We start from the raw sequence: 18,847 nt of genomic DNA on the forward strand, positions 1-18,847 counted from the left end.
ATGAATTCAACAGATTGACGGGTCTTCTTGTTTAATGTGAGTTAGAGAGCTGAAGATATTCGGTCTTCTTTTTCCAGGCAGCCCACTTTACCCATGATTACATAAAGGGCATGCTTAGGACAAAGGGGCCGGGAAAATTGTGTGTGAATTTTATGTCAATTGTTTCGAGTGGTAATTCACAAGAATAGCGTTGTTGGGTTTCAAAGCTCTTGGACCACAGTCCTCTTAAGGGACTGCATAAGAAAAAAGGAGGCGTTATATAATGTCTAGGGTTGGGTTCTTGCGTAAGTGTTTAGTTCTCATGTTGGTTGTTTTATTTTTAAGCAGCGCCATTGCGGCAAGCGCGAAAGCGCCGGAATACAAATGGCGTTTTGGGCAGACTTCAGTTCGTGCTTCTCAGGGAGAGTCCTACAAGCTTTTCTGCGAATTAATTGAGAAATATAGTGATGGCCGGATTCAGGTTGAATTTTTTCCTGACAACCAGCTTGGTACTCTTGAGGAGATTTTCCACGCTGTGCAGGATGGGGAAGTTGAAATATGCGGAGTTGCTCCTTATGTAAACTTGGTTCCCGGTGGGATGTTCAACTGGATGCCTTGGACAGTGGAGTCTTGGGAAGAGTGCAAGATGGCTTTCTCCCGTCCCAACGGATGCCTGTATGTGCCCATGGAAGAAGCAATGAACGAAGTTGGCATGCACGTTCTTTTCACCGTTTCCCAGGGATCTTACGGTATTGGAAACAATGTTCGCCCCATTAAGACTCCAGAAGATTTTAAAAATCTGAAACTGCGCGTTTCTTCTTCTCTTGGCTGTGTAAGAGGACTTCAGAACATGGCGGCCGGCACAGGCATGACTGTAGAAACTGTTCCATGGGGAGAGCTTTATAACGCTTTGTCTCGCGGTGTAGTTGATGGATGCTGGTCTATGTGGCCTTCTCTTGTTGAAGAGCGCCACTATGAAGTTTTGAAATATTACACCTCTCTCGACTGGATGTGGGATGCCAACCAGGTTGTCATCAATAAAGACATTTGGGACGGACTTTCTGATGATCTTAAGGCCGCTATAGAGAAAGCCGCTTTAGAGGCTGAAGAGCATCAGTATGCAATTCAGGAGCGTATGGCAGATGAATTCCAGGATTTCCTGAAAAAGCAGGCCAACTTTGAAATTTATTACCCCACAGACGAAGAGAGAACTGCATTCCGCGAAAAAGCGAACATGCTGAGCGTTTGGGAAGAACTTTGCACTCCTTGGCTTGACAAACATTATCCTGGCCAGAACATGACACAGAAAATTCTTGACGAACTTGCGGCAAACAGGGAAAAAGTTTTAGCTGGAAAGAAATAGATATAAAACAAGGAGGCGGCCCTCAGGCTGCCTCCTTGTTTCATCCATTGTTTACTTGCTGTAATTTTTTAGATCTGTTCCCCTCAGTGGAACCCCCTTTTTGTTCAGGGGGCAAGACTCTCTGCAATATTGGGGGGAATTGCACTTCGATAGAGAAGGAAGTGTTACCATGAAAAAATTTTTTTCGCACTTAGAGAAGGTAGAGTTTATCTTAGGTTCTATAGGGCTTTTGGCAGCAATAGTTCTTACTTTCTGTCAAGTAGTCAATCGGTACTGGTTGCATTTCGAAATTATGTGGATTGGTGATTTTGCGCTTTATATCTTCATTTTCACAATTTATATTGCTATCCCCTATGGTGCGGCTCTGAAAACACATATTGCTGTCGATATTCTCCCCGATCATTTTTGCGGGGATGACAGGGCGAAAAGGGCGATCTTCGATATCGTTAAGAGTTCTGTCACCATCCTTATGGTGCTTTCTATTAGTAGTCCTGTTCTGAGAGTTGCTAAAAGAGCGTATAGATACCCAGAGTATGCGACTCTTGTTCGCTGGTTCAATATGAGCTGGCTTATTTACGCAATGGCAGCAATGATCGTTTTGGTGATTCTCCATTATGGTTGGCATGTAGCTTGTGATGTTTACGAGTTAAAACAACTCCGCTGGATTTCAGTAAATGAAGGGGAGGCAAAATAGATGTTAGACCTTGGTACGGTGACCACGCTGATTGCTTTTCTTGTGGGGATCGTTCTGGGTTTCCCCATAGGGTGGCTTTTTATAGGTTCAACGGCTTTAGGCCTTTTTGTTATGGGGAGCCCTACGGTCTTTATGGCAAATGCTTTTTTCCATTCGTTAGACTCGTCTACGATTATGGCTATAGCGTTTTTTGTTTTTTCAGGAGCGTTGATCTCAGAGGCAGGATTGGCAGATCGCATTGTCAACTTTTCCTATTCACTGGTTGGGCGCCTCAGAGGTGGTCTTACGGGCGTAGGTATTGTTGCGACCCTATTCCTTAGTGCTTTAACAGGATCTTCTGTTCCTTGCATTGCGGCGCTGATTCCATTGCTGGTGCCGCGGCTGGAGAAGTTTGGCTACAGAAGGGTGTATACGACAGCTCTTCTTTGTTCTTCAAGCTATTTGGGATATTTGATTCCCCCCAGTGTCCCTGCAATGATCTATTGTCTTCTGGCGGGGCAGTCTGTGGCAGCCCTTTTTCTGGCCACTGTCTTTCCGGGGCTCTTGCTGGCTATTGGTTACGGGATACTGAACTACTTTATGGTGGGGCGCTATACGTTTGAAAGCACAGAGAAGCCTTTGCTCCCCACGACTTTTGAAGAGTCTCTTAAAGATATATTGTGCACAGGCAAGGCTGCCATTCCGGCGCTTGGTTGCCCAGTGCTGATCCTCGTTGGTATCTATGGCGGAATCTTTACTCCTAACGAAGCTGGCGGCATTGCCGCAGTATACTGTCTTTTGATAGGCTGGTTTGTCTACCGTGAGCTTACGAATGCCAAGCTGAAGAAGGCTCTATCCAGTACTGTAGGTACTTTTGGTATGACTACTTTGCTTCTTGCCGGCGGAACAATCCTTACTCGCTATCTCACTCGTCAAGGTGTAGCTCAAGAAGTAGCTGACATCATGTTGAACATGTTTGAAAACAAATATCTCATTCTCCTCATGTTAAATATCTTCCTTTTAATTCTGGGTATGTTTCTCGATGGCATTCCCATTTTGATCCTCGTTGTCCCCTTGGCACTTCCCCTTATGCAGGAGCTCGGCATAAACTTGGTGCACCTTGGAGCCATGATGGTTGTCAATGTGGGAATAGGAGTCATGACACCGCCCTTCGCTATGTCAATCTTTGTTGGTTCACGACTGGCAGAGGTACCAGCTGCAGAATTAACAAAAGCGATGATGCCATTTTTGTTCCTTGTTTCTATACCAGTATTGCTGCTGACTACATATATTCCAGCATTGTCATGCTGGCTTCCAGAAATTCTTTTGGGATCATCCATAGTGGGACCATGGTAATTCTGAGAATGGGAAATTTTGTTGAGGGGAGGTTCTATTTTGTTTGATATTTTAATTAAAAACGGTACCTGTTATGCAGGAGACGGAAAAACTGGTTTTGCTTCTGATGTGGCTATTGAGGCAGGTGTTATAGCGGCAATAGGCAATCTGCAAAATGTAGAAGCAAAGCGGGTGATCGATGCTCAGAATTTAGCAGTAGCCCCAGGATTTATCGACACCCATAGCCACTCTGATCTTGTTGCTCTTGTAGAACCTGAAATTGCAAATAAGACGACCCAGGGAATAACCACAGACATAATAGGACAGGATGGAATGTCTCTTGCCCCAGTTAAGACGGAGTATGTCGGAACATGGAAAAAAGTCATGGCTGGCCTGGAAGGGCAATATGAAGTGGAGTGGGATTGGCTTAGTTCTGCCGAATACCTCTCTCGGTTAGATGATCAGCCTCTTGGGCCCAATCTTGGTTATCTTGCTCCTTATGGAAATATACGTATGTGTGTTGTGGGTCTCGACAATCGTCCAGCTACAAAGGACGAAATCGTAAAAATGCAAAATCTTCTGGAAGAAGCCATATTAAATGGAGCGATGGGTTTATCTACAGGTTTGATCTATCCTCCCTGCAGTTACGCTTCAGAGGATGAAATAGCCGAGCTTACAAAGGTGCTTACTAAATATGGTCTTCCTCTGGTGATTCACCAGAGAAGCGAGGCAGATTATATATTGGAGTCCATGGACGAGGTAATAAGGATCAGCCGAAAATCTGGCTGTCCTATTCACTTCTCTCACTTTAAGCTCTGCGGCAAGAAGAATGCTCATCTCTTTGATGCTGTAATGGAGAAACTGGAAATAGCATCCAGAGAAATCTCAGTTTCCTTTGATCAGTACCCTTATACCGCTGGGAGCACGACGTTCAGCGTCATTCTTCCTCCTTGGGTTCATGACGGAGGCGCAGATAAGGCACTAGCTCGTTTGGCCGATCCCGTGGCCCGTGAACGGATGAAACGGGATATTCATAATGGCATTCCCGGATGGGATAACTTCATTGATTTTGCGGGAATGGAAAATATATCTGTAACTTTCGTTAAAACTGACAAAAATGCCGATGTAGTAGGCAAGAATATGATCGAGATCGGCAAGTTGAGAGGGAAAGATCCACTTGACGCGGCTTTTGATGTTCTTCTTGAGGAAGAAATGGTGGTAGGGCTGGTTGATTTTTACGGCTATGAGGAGCACATTGAAAAAATTCTCGCCCACCCCCTTCAAAACGTTTGCACCGATGGAATTCTTGGAGCCCACCCTCATCCCAGGGTATATGGTTCTTTCCCCAGAGTGTTGGGAAGTTATGTGCGGGAACGTAAGATTCTGGATCTTCCTACGGCGATTCACAAAATGACCGGACGCCCCGCTTCAATTTTCAAGATGAAAAATAGAGGTCTTCTCAAAGAAGGTTATGCGGCAGATATCACAGTCTTTGACCCCGAAACCGTTATCGACACCGCGACTTACGAAAATCCAAAGCAGTTTTCCAAAGGAATTCCTTACGTCATGGTAGGCGGAAAGCTCGCAGTTGATGATGAAGTAGTTATGAAGGGGAAATCGGGACGAGTGGTTAGGTTTGAAGGTTAGGCAACTGGTTCAATAGTTTTATCCCAGTTTCTGTGAGGAGGTAGTTTTTTAATGGCTATGGAGTGGCGTGAGTCCCTTGTTTCTTTATGTAGAGAAATGATACGCCGGCCCAGTCTTTCCGGGCAGGAAAAAGAAATGGCTGATTTTGTAGAACAGAGGATGATAGAACTAGGTTTTGACTCTGTAGAGCGGGATCATTATGGAAACGTTTCAGGGCGCATTGTTCTGGGCAGTGGCGGGCGTCGAATACTTTTTGAGGGACATATGGACCATGTTGATATAGTGGATCCCTCCAAGTGGACCCACGACCCCTTCGGTGCGGAAGTAGTTGATGGATGTATATATGGAAGGGCAACATCAGACATGAAGGGAAACCTTGCCGCTTCCATCATGGCGGCAGCCTTGATAAAAAAAGAAAAGGCAGACCTTAACGGTGAGATCATAGTTGCGGGCTCTGTCCATGAAGAGTGTTTTGAAGGGGTTGCTTCCGAGGCCATAGGCAAACGGTGGAATCCTGACTGTGTTGTTATCGGTGAGGCGTCCTCTCTAAATCTTAAAAGAGGGCAACGTGGCCGCGCAGAAGTTGTTTTGGAAACTTACGGCAAATCAGCCCACTCATCTAATCCAGAGGTAGGTTTGAATGCCGTCAAGGCTATGGTTCCTCTTCTTTCTGCTATTGAGCATGAGTTTGAGCCCAAAGAACAGCCGGTTCTTGGCAAGGGAATCCTTGAGTTGACAGATATCATCTCTTCTCCTTATCCTGGAGCCAGTGTGGTGCCGGAACGCTGCCGTGTAACCTATGACCGCCGGCTTCTGGTTGGCGAGACGGATACAGAGGTTTTGGCCCAGATCCAGAAGATTATTGATGAAGAGAAGGGGCGCAATCCCCAGCTCAAGGCAAACGTATCCCTTGCGGTTGGAAGGGAAACCTGTTATACAGGCGATTCTATAGAAGCCACTCGTTACGCACCAGGATGGCTTTTCCCTGAAGATAACTGGTTTGTGGCCGCAGCCATGCGCGGTTTGCGCGAGGCAGGTTTGAACCCAGAGCTTTCTCACTATGCTTTCTGTACCAATGGCAGCTACTATGCTGGAAAAGCGGGAATCCCAACCATAGGTTTTGGCGGTTCCTTGGAATCTCTGGCCCATGTGGTCGATGAGTATATAGAGATAGACCAGCTTGAGAAGGCCTGTCTCGGCTATATGGGAATTATCCGTTCTGTGTTGGGATAAAAATATAACCAAATCTACGGAAAGTAAAAGCATAGACGTGCGTTGACAAAACGCACGTCTATGCTTAATTGGGTATCCTGCCCAATCCTATAATGACGTTGTCTAATGTTTTGTAAGCTCTTCCTCGAAAATTTGGGATGAAAGCTATTGACCATCACGATTGGTATGATGGACAATATTCCTGTTATTATTGGCGGCCCTTTCTCCCTTTAATGGTAGATTTTCTGCCATCTCTTCTTGAATTTAATCCCCTATATCTGGAGAAGCGTCTTGCGCACTGCGGCCTCCAACTTTTTATGAAACCTCAGGTGTAAAAGAGAGGCGATGGCTGTGTATGACCTTGTCATCAAGAATGGGTTAATTGTAACCGAGCACGGCTGTTTTCAAGGGGACGTAGCTTTGTCCGGAGAGACTATTGCTGCCATAGGACAGGGCCTGGTGGGTCTTCGTGAAATTCCAGCGGAGGGAAAGCTTGTGCTCCCTGGGGGAATAGATATTCATACCCATATGGCACTGCCAGTTGCGGGGACTTGCTCCAGTGATGATTTTTATACAGGGACCATAGCGGCAGCCTGTGGAGGGATAACAACCATTGCTGATTTCACAGTGGGGAGTCCGGATACGACGTTACAGCGAGATTTGGAAACAAAAATGGAGCTGGCTCGTGATGCAGTGGTTGACTATACTCTTCATTGCGAAATAGTGGGTTGGCATAATAGCCGCATTGATGAAATGCGAGATGTTAACCTTCACGGAGTAGGAAGTTTTAAATTCTTTACAGCTTATGGGGATTCGGGACGGAGAACTGATAATGGGTCTCTTTTTGAAGCATTGCGGGTCATCTCATCCCTTGGCGGCGTAGCTTTTATTCATGCAGAGGATGACGAAATAATAGGGCGACTGGAAAAAAGACTTTCAAAAGAAGAGTGGGGGGAGATGAAAAGCCTCTTAAAAACTCGCCCAGATATTTGTGAGGGGTTGGCTATTTCTACAGTGTCCTGGTTGGGCAGACAGACAGGGGCACGTATTCATATAGTTCATTTGAGCTCTGCTCTGGGGCTTGAAGAAGTTATTCGGGCTAGAAGATGGGGTACGCGCATTTCCACAGAGACATGTCCCCAATATCTGATGCTTACAAAAGAAGTTTATGGGCGCTCTGATGGACATCTTTTTTCGGCGAGCCCAAGTTTGAAAACTGAACATGACCGCATAAGCCTTTGGAAGGGGCTTTTAGATGGAGATATAGACCTCATTGCTACAGATCATTGCCCCTTTACAATAGAGCAGAAAAAGTGGCGGGGCTCTTTTAAGACGTTGCCTTACGGTCTGCCGGGAGTTGAAACATCAAGAACCCTTTTGTATTCTGAAGGAGTACGAAAACAAGGCCTTTCCCTTTCTGACTTTGTTCGTTTAACGTCAGGAGCTCCGGCAAGGCTCATGGGACTTTTTCCTAGAAAGGGAATTCTTGCCCCTGGGGCAGATGGCGATGTTGTTATTTTTGATCCTGAAAAGAAGTGGGTTGTCTCAGCTGCCGATCTGCATATGGCGGTGAATTTCTCTCCTTATGAAGGTTTCCCTGTTGTTGGAAAAACATGGTGCACTATTTCCCGGGGGGAGATCATTGTGGAAAACTGCGAATATATGGGGATGAAAAAAAGAGGACATTTCCTTCAAAATAAGAGAGAGACGGGAGTGTGAGGGTATGGGGAAAAGGATTCTTGTCGCACTGGGAGGCAATGCAATTTTGCAGCCTGGTCAAAAAGGAACGGCGGCGGAACAGGTAACAAATATTGATAATACTGTAAAGCAGCTCATAGATGTTGTTGAAAAAGGGTATGAGTTAGTTTTGACCCATGGAAATGGCCCTCAGGTGGGGGCCATTTTGATACAGCACGAGATGGCAAAGGAGGCAATTCCTGCCATGCCTCTTGATTTCTGTGGGGCAGAAAGCCAGGGTCTTATCGGATACATGCTATGTCAGAGCATACGCAACGAATGTGCCGGGCGGGGACTCAAAAAAGAATCTGTTTGTATTATCACTCAAGTTGAAGTGGACCCTCACGATAAAGCATTCAGAAATCCTACGAAGCCTGTTGGCCCCTTTTATACTCAGGCGGAAGCGGAACAGCGTATAGCTGAGCGGGGTGAACGCTGGATCGAGGATGCTGGAAGGGGCTGGCGAAAGGTAGTCCCCTCCCCAGAGCCTAAGGGAATTGTAGAAAAAGAAGTGATACGCGATCTTGTAGACCAGGGAACGGTTGTAATTGCCTCTGGTGGCGGTGGCATCCCTGTCTGTCGTAACGATCAGGGGCAATTATATGGTGTTGAGGCTGTTATAGACAAAGATTTAGCTGGCGAGCGGCTTGCTCTGGATGTAGGTGCGGATATCTTCGTAATATTAACAGACGTTTCTCACGCAATTCTTCATTACAACACCCCCCAGCAGAAACCTTTGGAGAAGGTAACTCTGGAAGAAATGAAAAAATACATAGAGGAAGGGCATTTCCGAGCTGGTTCAATGGGACCGAAAGTGCGGGCTGCACTCAACTTTGTAAAAAAAGGGGGGGAGAGGGCTATCATTGCCAGATTAGATCAGGTCATTCCAGCCCTGAAAGGTGAAGTTGGCACCCAAATAGAGAGAGTATGCTCTAAAATAAATTATTCGTGCTAATATAGTGAGAGTTCAAAATATAATAAGGATGTGTGAAATAGACCCCTTTTAAAAACAATTTTTTGCTAAATCCATGTTGATGCCGACGCCATGGACTATAAAGCATAAAGGGGGTAGTGGTTATGTATTTCGATGTAATAATTAAAGGTGGACTTTGTTACCTTGGAGATGGCGGGGACCCGGTAAGAAGTGATGTGGGCATAGTAGGGGCTCGCATTGAGGCTATTGGAGATCTGAATGACGCGCAAACGGGTTTAAGTGTTGAAGCCGCTGGGAAAGTGGTTTGCCCTGGCTTTGTTGATACCCATAGCCATTCTGACCTTGTTGTTCTTAAGGAACCAGCCATAGAAAATAAGGTCATGCAGGGTGTAACGACAGAATTGATAGGGCAGGACGGGATGTCTCTGGCCCCTATAATTTCGGAATATAGGGAACCTTGGAAAAAAACCATGGGATCATTGGAAGGTCACTACGATGTGCCATGGGATTGGCAGACGGCTGAAGAATATTTTGAACGGATCGATAGTCAGGACTTGGGGCCAAACATAGCCTACCTTGTTCCCCATGGCAATATACGTCTGTGTGTTATGGGGCTGGATGATCGAGAAGCAACCGATGATGAGATGGCAAAAATGTCCAATTTGTTAGCCAAGATTCTCGAGGCGGGGGCTTATGGAATGTCTACGGGTATGATATACCCTCCCTGTTGTTATGCCCCGACCCAGGAATTTGTTGAGCTATGTAAGGTTCTTAAAGATGCAGATGGCCTCTTTGTGACCCACCAGCGGAATGAATCGGATTACATTCTTGAGGCTATGGATGAAATCTTTGAAATAGGGGCAAAATCAGGGTGCAGGGTTCATTTTTCCCATTTTAAAGTAGGGGGAAAGAGAAACTGGGACAAGCTGGATACAGTTTTGTCGAAATTAGATGAAGCCAATCTAAGTGGTATCCCTCTTTCTTTTGACCAGTATCCTTATATAGCAGGAAGTACAATGCTGGGAGTAATCTTGCCACCCTGGGTTCACAACGGCGGCACTGAAAAGGCATTAGAAAGATTAGCAGATAAAAACAAACGTGAACAAATGAAGGCGGATATCGCAAAGGGAATTCCCGGCTGGGATAACTTTGTAAGTGCAAACGGCGTCGAAAATATTTATGTTACTTTTGTCAAGACAGACAAGAATTCGAAGTACGTAGGAAAAACCCTTTTAGAAATAGGAAAAATGGCGAATAAAGATCCCCTTGACGCCACTTTCGACCTTTTGTACGATGAAGAAATGACGGCGGGCCTTGTGCATTTTTACGGGAAAGAAGAACACATTTCTAAAATAATGCAGAGGGAAGAGCAGAATTTTTGCACAGATGGCATCTTAGGTGCTCACCCCCATCCTAGGGTCTACGGTACGTACCCACGGGTGCTGGGTAAGTATGTTCGGGAAAATAAAGATCTAACCATGAGTCAGGCTATTCATAAAATGACAGGTAAACCTGCATCCGTATTAAGACTTGAGAAGAGGGGACTCCTTAAGGAAGGGTATTATGCCGATGTGGTTGTTTTTGACCCTGAAACGGTGATCGACAAGGCTACATATGATAATCCAAAGCAATATCCGGAAGGCATAGAGCATGTTTTTGTAAATGGCGTACAAGTTGTTGAAAAAGGAGTTTGCAAACCAGCCAAAGCGGGCAGACTCCTGAGAAAATAAAAGCTGATTTTTAAGATGTAAAAAGAGCGAGGGTGCACTTCATAACAAGGCGCCCTCGCTCTTTTGTCTTTATTTGGTGTTTATAAGTGGTTTAGATAAATTCGCATGCTTAAAGCGATGTTCAGTCGGTCTTCGTGATCGTCGAGGCTTAAGCCTGATAGTTTTTGGATAGTGTCCACCCTGTATTTTACGGTGTTATGGTGGGTGCCCAGAATTTTGGCTGTTCTTCTATAGTTCCAGTTATTTTCGACAAGCTTTGCCAACGTTTTAAGCAGGTCTAGGTTGTGTTTCTTATCGTAGTCTAAAACTTCCTCTAAATAATTGTTAAAGAAGGATCTGAGCTCATTCAAGGGGAGAGAGTGGAGTAATTTTTGTACTCCCAGTTCATCAAAAAAGACAATGGAAGAGTGGTGGCCCAAATTCAAGGCCTCTTGTGCCTCTTTATAGCTTTTTCTTATTTTGTCGGCGTCATCATAAACTCCGCCCACTCCCATTATCAGCTTTATGCCAAACTCTAACTCGATCTCATTAAAGAGTTGAGATAGTTGCTCTTCCAATTTTTTCCTAAGGTTTAAAGACAGCTCTTTTTCAGAGGACGAGATGGTAATTATAGAATGGGCCAGGGTTGCGCTGAAAGCGTTCCCATACAGTTCCTTTATATTCTTTGTGATTTTTAAGGAAACTACATTTGTTATGTTGTCAAAATCATCTTTAGAAGTGAGGGTCACGTCATTGCTTTCTACCCGAATAATAGACACGAAAAATTTATCCTCAGGTGTCCATTCAAAAAAGTTTTTAAGGAGCGTAGATACTTCTTTTATACTTGATCTGTTTAAGAGCAGGTCAAAAAAAAGTTCATCTTTATAACGTCGCTCGATATTGCGATTTGATACTTTTTGCTGAAGGTTGAGCTTAAGTATTGTGCAGCCATGTATAAGAGAGTTTTTTAGAAAAAGAGGCGTAGAATGGGTGTCTTTTTTAAAAGTGTTTTGAAAAAGGTACCCGTAGGTATTTCGCCCAAATTTTAATTCTTCACAGTTATAAAGGCGGAGATTTTCTTCTAAGGGTAATTTTGTTATGTTGTTTTTAAAGTTATCGTCTAAACTTGAATGGAAGCATTCATTATTAGATGGACTGACAAAGGCAAAATCAACATTTGTCATTATTTGAAGGGCGTCTATTATTTGCGAGATGCTGGCCCCATTGGCAACCATGTTTGTGAGTGACTTGTTAATCTTATAGCTTTTTAAAAGCTCAAGTTCTCTGTTTTTAAGTATAATCGATAAAGTAGGAATGAGGATATCAGCAAAACCATAATTAATAGGGTGAGTTATTATGGGTAAGGAAAGTTCGTCACTGACCTTTATCACATTGGAAGGAATGTGATAAAGAAATCGCCCAATTTTTATACATAGACACGCGGCATTATGGGTATAAAGTTTTCTTATGAAATATTCAAGCTCTTCTGGGTTATCCCTCCAGAAAAAACCAGAAGACAGCACCAGTTCTCCTCCATATAGCCAGTTTTCCCACCCGCTAAGGTTGTCTATGACTGTCACTGTTTTTATATCTCGTGTTATTCCGGATTTGCCAGCGACGAGCTTGAAGGAATTAAATTGAGTTATCTTTAAAAAAGATGCCACAGTAAAGGAGGATAATGTTTCGCTGCTGTTATTTAATAACAGTTAAAACAACTCCTTTCTAAACGAACTGTTTCGCTTTGGCATTATATCACAAACATTTTGAGATGTTTTGTGTTTGTTTACTATTGATAATTGAAAAGCTTCATATATCATAAAAGCACGTCGGCATTAACAAGTGGATCTTGCAAAAATTTAACATCTGCAAATATAAAGTAATCTTTACAAAAGAGCGGACAAAAGCATTTTCCCCTGAATGGTCAGGGGGTTCATCGTTCACATCATCGCATCTAAAGAGGTGGTCTTTAAAGGAGCCCTTTGTACGTTCCTCAAAGAGTACCAGGGGCGGGGCAATGTGGAGAAGAATGTAGAGAACGAAAAGGCACTTTCCCGCTTTTGCGCCAAAGTCCTTAGGCTCTGCAACAAATATTCCCCAACACATCAACTCCTAAAATCCATTAATGAAAAAACAAAAAATATTTGTAGCTTATTTGTTATTAAATACTAAATTTATTCATAATTATAAAAGCATGTTTTATAAGTAATTTTGTTATTATAACTAATATTATGGAGGTGGCAACGTGAGAAGGAATATTTTTTTAGGGGCGCTTGTTTTACTTTGTGTTTTTAGCCTTCTTGTTGGGGGCGAGGCTTTTGCCAAAGCTGAATATGAGTGGAGTTTCACACAGCCGTGGTCAAGGCCTCTGAGTAACAAGGGATATGAGTTTTTCTGCGATAAGGTAAAGGAGTATTCAGGCGGCCGGATTGAGATCAAATTTTATTCCGACGGACTTCTTGGCAATCACGACGAGTCATATCACGCCGTTCAGGAAGGCAGCATCGCCATGGGCGTTTTTTCACCCTACGTCAACCTGGTTCCTGGCGGCATGCTGAACTGGATGCCCTGGACAGTGGAGAACTTTGATGAAGCGAGATTGGCATACTCTCCAGCCGGCGGCATTTTGTTCAAGGTTATGGAGGATGCGTGGGCAGAAGTGGGTTTTAAAATTCTCTTCAATGTCGCTCAGGGTCCTTACGGCATAGCGAACAGCAAAAGACCCATTCGCACTCCCGAAGATTTCAAAAATTTGAAACTGCGCGTATCTTCTTCTCTTGGTTTCGTAAAATGCCTTGCGAACATGGGTGAGGGAACGGGCATGACCCTGGAAACTGTTCCATGGAGTGAGCTGTATAACGCCATGGCAAGAAAGGTTGTAGACGGCTGCTGGACCATGTGGCCCTCACTGGTTGACGAGAGACACTACGAAGTGGCTCCTTACTTTACAGACCTTAAATGGGCATGGGACGCTCAGAATATCGCTATGAACAAAAAACTCTGGGACTCTCTTCCTGACGATCTTAAGGAAGCTATAAAAAAGGCGGCTCTTGAGGCAGAAGAGTATCTTCTGCAGATTCAGGAAGCGGCTCAGGAAGATTATATAGCGACATTAGAGAAGCAGGAAGGTTTTGAGATCATACGTCTGACCAATGAAGAGCGGCAGGTCTTCAGAGATAAGGCCCGCATGTCTGGAATCTGGGAAGAGCTTTGCACACCGTGGCTTGAAAAGAAATACCCTGGACAGAATATGACCCAGGTCATTCTTGACGAACTTGATCGTATCCACGAAGAGGTTGCTGCGAAAGCAAAGAAATAGCCTTTCCTTAGCCTTGTTGATTTTGTAGTTCAGAGGAAGAGTTTTTTCGCTATAAAAAAGGGGGGATATAGAGCTGTTTTCTCCCCTTTTACTCCTTTAGCATAATGTTGTGTTGTTATCGTTTTTATAGAGAAGCTTTTTCTATAAGTTTAATGGGCACGGAGGGTAAGGATGATGAAGAATTTATACTTACGGTTTGTAAGTCTTATTGAAATATTCGAAAATACAATTTGTGCATCTGGACTTGTTCTCACTACAGTTCTTGTCTTTGCTCAAGTTATTAACCGTTATTGGCTGCATTTTGAAATAATGTGGCTGTCAGATTTGGCATTGTACTTTTTTACGTTTTTTATGTTGTTGGCTATCGCCCTTACTACAAGAGTGGAGGCTCATACATGTGTCGACGTCTTTCTAGAAACCCTTTTTAAGGGTGAACACATGGCAAAGTCAAGAGCCATATATATTATGATATTGAATTTAATATCGATTGTTATTATGTGCGCATTTTTCCCTGTTGTTCTGAAGTTTACGCTGCGCGCAATAACATATCCAGAGTATGGAACTCTGGTGCGGTGGTTTAACACAAGTTGGCTTGTAGAGTGTATGTTTATGATGCTTGTCCTTTCTATATTTCACTCCATACATAATGTTGTAGTTAAGTTCATAGATTATCGCCGTCAATACGCAATTCCGGTTTCACAGGAGGGGAAATAAATGGCATTAGGTCTAACTGTATCTTTAGTTTTTTTCTTCGTAGGTCTTTTTGGCGGAGTCACCCTAGGATGGCTGTTTATAGGAAGCTCTCTTATTGGGCTTTCAGTATCTGGAATGCCACTGTCTTTTACAGCAGGAACCTTTTACCACTCTCTATTTAGTGAAGTCCTAATGGCTATTGGGTTCTTTGTATATGCGGGAAGCCTTATTTCTGAAGCGGGGCTGGCTGACCGGATCGTACGTTTTTCCTATGCCCTTGTTGGTAGGATACGCGGGGGCATGGAAATCGTTTCCATTGTGGCGACCCTCTTTCTCAGCGCTTTGACAGGTTCGTCAGTTCCATGTATTTCTGCTCTTATCCCACTGCTGGTTCCTCGCCTTGCGAAGTATGGATACGAACCCAAATACACTACGGCAATCCTTTGTTCTTCAAGTTTCCTTGGCTACCTGATCCCCCCCAGTGTTCCAGCCCTCGTTTATTGTCTTGTCGCTCAGCAGTCCGTGACGGCTGTTTTTCTTGCAACAGTTATTCCTGGTCTTCTGATCGCTCTTGGGTATGGAATATTGAATTTCTTCTTGTGTCCCCAGTATATGGATATGAGCATTGCTACAGAACAGCCGCTGCCTCCGGCCGATTTTTCTGAAAGGATGAAAGAAATAACAAGCTCCGCATGGGGGGCTCTTCCCGCGTTGGGATGTCCGCTCGTTATCCTGGTCGGCATATATGGTGGTATCTTTACTCCTAACGAAGCGGGAGCTATAGCTACTATCTATTGTATTTTTGTGGGTCTTTTCGCATATAGGGAACTTACTAAAAAGGGTTTTTGGAACGCTACTCTCAGTTCCCTTGTTTCTATAGGAGTCATTGCGGTTCTAATAGCATCCGGGACCGTCTTCGCACGGTATTTGATCCGTCTTGGAGTGGCTCAGGAAGTTGCAAACTGGATGTTGGGGCTTTTCGAGAGCAAGATTATGATCATGCTCATGGTCAATGTTCTTCTTTTGATTATGGGGATGTTCATTGATGGAATTCCCATTCTGATTTTAGCAGTGCCCCTTATCCTGCCCCTGATGAAGGAGCTTGACGTTAACCTGGTTCATTTAGGCGCCATTGTCATTCTTAACGTTGGTCTTGGTGTAATAACCCCTCCCTTTGCCATGTCTATTTTTGTAGGGTCCCGGTTGTCAGGATGCTCTTATGGAGAGTTAGTGCCAATCATGATGAAATTTCTTCTATTTGTAGGCATTCCCGTTCTTCTTCTGACGACGTATATTCCAGCTCTTTCATGCTGGCTGCCAACTGTTATGTTAGGACCCAATGTGGTGGGGCCATGGTAGGTTTTTTATTAAAAAGATTTTTGCATGGGGAATTAGCATATAACAATTTTTAACTACACTTTAGAAGTTAAGGAGCGAGCCAGCAATGAACTTTGATGTCATTATTAGAAATGCCGTCGTAGTTGATGGTACAAACAGTCCCTGGTTTAAAGCTGATGTCGGTATATTAAACGGCCGCATTGATTTTGTAGGGAAAATACCTCTTGAAGCGACCGGAAAAGAGGAAGTAGATGCCAAAGGCAAGGTGCTATGCCCTGGGTTTATTGATGGTCATACCCATGCGGATTTTGTTCTGCTGCAGGATCCACTGATGCTTTCGAAACTTAAACAGGGAGTAACTACGCAAATAATAGGGCAGTGCGGCATAAGCCCGGCACCTGTGACTGATGACAAGGTAGAGATGCTTGATCAGTATGTTGGATTCTTTAAAGGCGGGACAACTCTTGACTGGACGTGGCGCAGTTTTGGGGGTTGGCTCGATAAGCTGGAAACATTGAATCTGGGAACAAATATAGGTGCATGTGTCGGGCAGGGTACGGTCAGGCTTGCTGTCATGGGCTTTGAAAATAGGCAGCCTACACAAGACGAGATGGAAAAAATGCGTGCCTATGTGGAAGAGGCTATCGATAGTGGAGCTTTTGGCCTTACCAGCGGCCTGATCTATCCTCCTGGAGTTTACTCGAGCCCTGAAGAGCTTTGTGCTCTAACGACTGCACTGAAGAAGAAAAATGCCCTGTATTTGTCTCATATGCGCAGTGAATCAGGAGCAGTTGTAGAAAGCGTTATGGAAACTATAGATATTGGGCATAAGAATAATATACCGGTACAAATTTCCCACCATAAAGCGGCTGGGAAGATGTACTGGGGACTTGTACGTACTACCTTGCAGAAGGTGGACGAGGCCCGTGCAAATGGAGTGGATGTGACGTTAGATCTGTATCCCTATGATTACAGCAGTACAACGTTGCGGGCTATATTGCCGGCATGGATCCAAGAGGGCGGTTTGCAGAAACTTAATGAGCGTCTGGCTGACCCTTCTGTGAGAAAACAAGTTATAGGAGAAATAAAAACAGATACAAGTTGGGATAACTACTACTTGCTTGGCGGCGGCAGTGAAGGTATAACATTGTTGTACACTCCAAAGACCCCAGAATGTGAAGGAAAAACCCTATCGGAAGTCGGGGAGCTTATGGGCAAATCTCCAATAGAAGCGGCTTTCGACATTATTGTGGCAAATGGAGGTTCTGACACAGTTTGTTACAATGCGATGTCTGAAGACGACGTACAGTATGTTATGAAACACCCGGCAGCCATGTTCGTATCAGACTCGATTTTTGGAGCAAGTGGAGGCAAGTCACATCCCAGGACCTTTGGGACGAACCCAAGGGTGCTCTGTAAATATGTAAGGGAAGAAAAGGTTTTGACCATTGAGCAGGCGGTATGGAAGATGACTGGGTTCCCGGCGGCTCGTTATGGTCTCCAAACCAAGGGAATAATTCGAGAAGGAATGGATGCGGATATTGTCATATTTGATCCAGAAACAGTAAAGGACAAGGCGACTATAGAGAATCCTCAGCAGGATCCGGAAGGGATAGAATACGTCTTTGTAAATGGAGTTAAGATCGTCGAGAAGGGCGTTTGCACTGGAAAAACTGCCGGTAGGGTTTTAAGAAAGAAATAAACAGCATAACGATGATATGGGTGGGAGGTGTTTAAGATGTCGTGGAGACCTACCAGACTGGAAGTTGACCTTGAGAAGGTCAGAAATAACTATCGGGCAATACGAAAGCATGTAGGAGAGGGCGTTAGGATTTTTGGCGTTGTGAAAGGTGATGCCTATAACCTCGGAGCAGATAAAATAGGCAGAGTTTTGGCAGATATGGGGGTAGACTTCTTTGCGGTTGCCACAGGTGATGAGGCCATTTCCTTAAGGGAATCAGGCATTGAAGCCCCTATATTGGTGTTGGGGCCATCTCCTTATGGCATTGCAGAAGAATATGTACGTTTAGGGATAAGAGCTGCCATTAATGATAAAGGAATAGCTAAGGCTCTATCAGATGCATCTGTCAAACTTCAGAAAACTGCATATGGCCATGTCAAGATAGATTCCGGCATGGGAAGAATAGGCTTTTTCCCTCATGAGGCGGCAGATGCGGTAGAAGAGATCTCTCATTTGCCAGGGCTTAACCTGGAGGGGATCTTTACCCATTTTGCTATTTCAGATGCAATGGATCTGACATACACTTATGAACAGCATTCCACCTTTGTAAAGGTTATTGACGAACTTGAAAAGCGGGGCATTACTTTTTCTATAAAACATTGCTGCAATTCTGGCGCTACTCTTGCGCTGCCTCAGTTTGTTATGGACGGCGTAAGGCCAGGACAGCTTGTAGTGGGTATGTACCCGTCAAAAGAAGTGGTACGTTCTATTGCCATAGAGCCTGTTTTCGAGTTTAAAACAGCCATATCAGCAATTCGCACCGTACCAGCTGGGAAAAAGCTCAGCTATGGTTTGACATATGAAACTACAGCAGAGGAAAGAATCGCTGTTATACCGGTGGGGTATCATGACGGCTATTCCAGAGAGCTCTCAGGAAAAGGTGCGGAAGTTTTGTTACACGGGAAACGGTGTCCCATAGTGGGGCGGATATGTATGGACCAGGCTCTGGTGGATGTAAGCGTTCTTCAGAATCCCCAAATAGGAGACGAAGTCGTCCTCCTTGGAAAGCAGGGAGAAGAAACGATCACAGGGGATGAGATCGCTGACAAGATCGGAACCATCTTCACAACTCTCCCCAACATGATAGGTAAAAGAGTGCCGAGAGTGTATTTGAACGAATAAAATTATAAGTTTATAGAAACAGCAATTATCGGGGCTGTCGTTACGATG

At 44.4% G+C, this 18,847-nt stretch carries 14 protein-coding genes; 13 read left to right on the forward strand and 1 reads right to left on the reverse strand.

The genetic code is table 11. The annotated features are described in order from the left end of the window. Positions 1–262: 262 nt before the first annotated feature. The 8 genes from B2U56_RS02220 to B2U56_RS02255 all read left to right on the forward strand — a co-directional run bounded on the left by B2U56_RS02220 (position 263) and on the right by B2U56_RS02255 (position 10,610). On the forward strand, positions 263–1,342 hold the full coding sequence (locus B2U56_RS02220) for a TRAP transporter substrate-binding protein (RefSeq protein WP_286951989.1): 1,080 nt from the start codon (positions 263–265) through the stop codon (positions 1,340–1,342). Between the two features lie 169 nt (positions 1,343–1,511). Continuing rightward, on the forward strand, positions 1,512–2,036 hold the full coding sequence (locus tag B2U56_RS02225) for a TRAP transporter small permease (protein WP_273015536.1): 525 nt from the start codon (positions 1,512–1,514) through the stop codon (positions 2,034–2,036). After that, positions 2,037–3,371, forward strand: a complete 1,335-nt coding sequence (locus B2U56_RS02230; RefSeq protein ID WP_286951992.1) for a TRAP transporter large permease — start codon at positions 2,037–2,039, stop codon at positions 3,369–3,371. Between the two features lie 39 nt (positions 3,372–3,410). After that, positions 3,411–4,997, forward strand: coding sequence for an N-acyl-D-amino-acid deacylase family protein (locus B2U56_RS02235; RefSeq protein ID WP_286951994.1), 1,587 nt, complete (start codon positions 3,411–3,413; stop codon positions 4,995–4,997). Positions 4,998–5,048: 51 nt separating this feature from the next. Next, positions 5,049–6,230 carry a YgeY family selenium metabolism-linked hydrolase gene (locus B2U56_RS02240; RefSeq protein WP_286951996.1) on the forward strand — a complete coding sequence of 394 codons (1,182 nt, stop codon included), beginning with the start codon at positions 5,049–5,051 and terminating at the stop codon, positions 6,228–6,230. Between the two features lie 324 nt (positions 6,231–6,554). Next, complete coding sequence (hydA, locus tag B2U56_RS02245; protein ID WP_286951998.1) at positions 6,555–7,928, forward strand: dihydropyrimidinase; 1,374 nt, start codon at positions 6,555–6,557, stop codon at positions 7,926–7,928. A 4-nt stretch (positions 7,929–7,932) separates the two neighbouring features. After that, positions 7,933–8,901, forward strand: a complete 969-nt coding sequence (gene arcC / locus B2U56_RS02250; protein ID WP_286952000.1) for a carbamate kinase — start codon at positions 7,933–7,935, stop codon at positions 8,899–8,901. Between the two features lie 122 nt (positions 8,902–9,023). Further along, positions 9,024–10,610: an N-acyl-D-amino-acid deacylase family protein gene (locus B2U56_RS02255; RefSeq protein ID WP_286952002.1), complete on the forward strand. Its 1,587-nt coding sequence runs from the start codon at positions 9,024–9,026 to the stop codon at positions 10,608–10,610. A gap of 80 nt (positions 10,611–10,690) precedes the next feature. On the opposite strand, the gene B2U56_RS02260 is transcribed toward B2U56_RS02255, so the two are convergent. Beyond that, positions 10,691–12,253, reverse strand: a complete 1,563-nt coding sequence (locus tag B2U56_RS02260) for a PucR family transcriptional regulator (protein ID WP_286952004.1) — start codon at positions 12,251–12,253, stop codon at positions 10,691–10,693. Positions 12,254–12,831: 578 nt separating this feature from the next. On the opposite strand from B2U56_RS02260, the gene B2U56_RS02265 reads away from it, so the two are divergent. From B2U56_RS02265 to alr, 5 genes are all read left to right on the forward strand, one after another. Beyond that, on the forward strand, positions 12,832–13,905 hold the full coding sequence (locus tag B2U56_RS02265) for a TRAP transporter substrate-binding protein (protein ID WP_286952005.1): 1,074 nt from the start codon (positions 12,832–12,834) through the stop codon (positions 13,903–13,905). A gap of 171 nt (positions 13,906–14,076) precedes the next feature. Further along, the gene (locus B2U56_RS02270) at positions 14,077–14,619 is read left to right on the forward strand and encodes a TRAP transporter small permease (protein ID WP_286952007.1); all 543 of its coding nucleotides are present in this window, start codon (positions 14,077–14,079) and stop codon (positions 14,617–14,619) included. Beyond that, positions 14,620–15,957: a TRAP transporter large permease gene (locus tag B2U56_RS02275; protein WP_286952008.1), complete on the forward strand. Its 1,338-nt coding sequence runs from the start codon at positions 14,620–14,622 to the stop codon at positions 15,955–15,957. It abuts the gene before it with no gap. An 85-nt stretch (positions 15,958–16,042) separates the two neighbouring features. Then, positions 16,043–17,638, forward strand: a complete 1,596-nt coding sequence (locus B2U56_RS02280; RefSeq protein WP_286952009.1) for an N-acyl-D-amino-acid deacylase family protein — start codon at positions 16,043–16,045, stop codon at positions 17,636–17,638. A 36-nt stretch (positions 17,639–17,674) separates the two neighbouring features. Beyond that, on the forward strand, positions 17,675–18,799 hold the full coding sequence (gene alr / locus B2U56_RS02285) for an alanine racemase (protein WP_286952011.1): 1,125 nt from the start codon (positions 17,675–17,677) through the stop codon (positions 18,797–18,799). Positions 18,800–18,847: the final 48 nt, after the last annotated feature.

The sequence above is a fragment of the Aminobacterium sp. UBA4987 genome, from assembly GCF_002396985.1.
GTDB classification, from domain to species: Bacteria; Synergistota; Synergistia; order Synergistales; family Aminobacteriaceae; genus Aminobacterium; species Aminobacterium colombiense.